Origin of the sequence: Mycobacterium sp. (assembly GCF_050701515.1) — a bacterium.
Taxonomy (GTDB): Bacteria; Actinomycetota; Actinomycetes; order Mycobacteriales; family Mycobacteriaceae; genus Mycobacterium.
In genome coordinates this window covers 1-1,987 of sequence record NZ_JBOGDB010000096.1, presented here as the reverse complement: position 1 = coordinate 1,987, position 1,987 = coordinate 1, and the positions used below count along the sequence as shown (strand labels likewise).

The 1,987-nt window shown below is 68.6% G+C and carries 3 protein-coding genes; all 3 read right to left on the bottom strand.

The window, feature by feature from the left end; genetic code table 11:
- Positions 1-729 (bottom strand): protoporphyrinogen/coproporphyrinogen oxidase (locus ACRDU5_RS08400; RefSeq protein WP_526614023.1); only part of this gene is annotated, 729 nt, incomplete at its 3' end.
- Positions 730-732: 3 nt separating this feature from the next.
- Positions 733-1,545: an acyl-CoA thioesterase gene (locus ACRDU5_RS08395; RefSeq protein WP_526614022.1), complete on the bottom strand. Its 813-nt coding sequence runs from the start codon at positions 1,543-1,545 to the stop codon at positions 733-735.
- On the bottom strand, positions 1,542-1,987 hold a 446-nt coding region (locus ACRDU5_RS08390), incomplete at its 5' end, for a CoA transferase (RefSeq protein WP_526614021.1). The genes ACRDU5_RS08390 and ACRDU5_RS08395, both read right to left, overlap by 4 nt.

The window sequence follows — 1,987 nt, the reverse complement described above, 5'->3', positions numbered from 1 at the left end:
CACCTCGACGCCGTCGCGTCCCGGCCGGATCCCGGTCACCTCGGCGCCAAGTTCCAGCTTCACGCCGCGGTCGACGGCTGCGTCGGCAACAGCGTCCACAATCTGCCCGAACCCGAGGCGCGGGTAGTAGAACACCCGCCCGGTGCCGCCCGCTGGGCGGCGCAACAACCGGCTGGCGATTTTCCAGGGGGTGTCCGCACTCACCCGCACGCGCGCTTGTTCGGGGTCGATCTCATCGCCCGGCCTGCCCCACAGCTTGACGGCGTACGGCCCGTAGAGCCGGTCGTACAACGTGGGGCCGAGGCCGCGACGCAATGCGTCGGCATAGCTCGTCGCGGTACCCGTGCGCCGCAGGGGCGCAGTGATCGCCTCGGCACCGATCCGCGCGATCATCGAATGCGGCAGCGAACGCGCCAGGTCCGACGGCCGCAATGGAAATCTGACCCAACGGTCGTCCACCCGCAGCCGACCGTGCCTCGGTCGGGTCTGCAAGTCGTCGCCCAGCAGGCCGCGCAGATCGGCCATGATCTCCGGCGCAGTGCTTGGATGCAGCCGGTGGCTGCCGTGGTCGACGCGCACCCCGGCCACCGAAAAGCTCGCGGCCATGCCGCCCACCGCGTTGGCCCGTTCCAGAACGACGACGGAACGTCCGGAGCGGCTGGCTCGCCAGGCAGCCATGAGCCCGGCCGGACCGGCTCCCAGCACGATCAGATCCGCCGACGTCGACACGCGTTAGACCCGCGGATCCCGCTCTGCGATAAGGCCTTCCTGCACCAGCGTGGCCGCGATGACCCCGTCGGCACGGAGCAGGCTGCCGGTGACGACGCCGCGTCCGCGCGCCGCTGTCGGTGACCTCGACTCCAGCAGATTCCACTGATCGGCCAGGACCGGCCGATGGAACCAGATCGACGAATCGGTCGTGCCGCTGCGATGGCTGCGGGCCTTCATCGAATGCCCGTGCACCTGCAACGCCGGGTCGATCATGTAGACGTCGGTGACGTATGCCGCGACCAACGTATGCACCAATGCGTCGTCGGGAAGCGGAACCGTTGCCCGCCACCACAACCGGCGCACAAACTCGCCGCTGGATCTGTCGTCGGCGATCCTGATGTCGATCTCGTCCAGCGGCATCGACGGTGCGGGGCCGGCCGGGCCGGTTTGCGGCAGTGCGTCGGGGTCCCCAGGCACAGACGACCGCTGCCCGTGCTCGGGGCCGGGTAGATCAATGGCGAACGACACCGTCGCGGTGGTCAGCAGCCGGCCGTCCTGATGGGAGTCGACACGGCGCGCCGCCGCAGTGCGGCCGTCGAAAACCCGAGTCACGGTGTAGTCGACGGAATCACCGGCTTCACCGCCGCGAAGGAACTGCAGATGCATGTTGGTCGGCAACCGATCGGGATCGACGGTGCGGCAAGCAGCGGCCAGGCTTTGCGCGACGAATTGCCCTCCGTAAGAACGCTTGCCGACTGGACCGCTGGCGGGGCCAATCCAGATGTCCGCGTCGGCACCCGGCTCCAGCTCGAGGAGCTTCAGCAGCGTGCTCATGCCACGGTGCCCGATTCGGTGAGCTGGCCGATCTCGTCTGGGCTCAGTCCCAGCCACTCGTGCAGCACGGTGGCAGTGTCGTCGCCGACCGCCGGGGCGGCCACTGCCGGTGGGTACGTGCCGTCGATCGACATCGGCAGTCCGGGCGCCATATACTCGCCGATCCGCGGCTGGTTGAGCGGGGTGAACATCGGGTTGGCCGTCACCCGGTCCTCGGTGACCACCTCGGCGAAGCTGCGATACCGGTCCCACAGCACGGACGACGACGATAGCGCCGCAATGATCTCGTCCGCGGTATGCGCGGTGAACCATTCGGCGAACAAACCGGTCAGCGCATCGCGGTGCCGGTATCGCTCGCCCTCGTCGGTGAAGTCGGCGCCGAGTGTTTCCGCCAGCGCGGCAACGGCTTTGGTGGTTCCGGTGAGCTCGGTCAGGTCGTGGA

Bases quoted from the DNA above. Each gene is read 5' to 3' on its own strand.
- ACRDU5_RS08395 (WP_526614022.1), bottom strand. From the start codon at position 1,545: ATGAGCACGCTGCTGAAGCTCCTCGAGCTGGAGCCGGGTGCCGACGCG.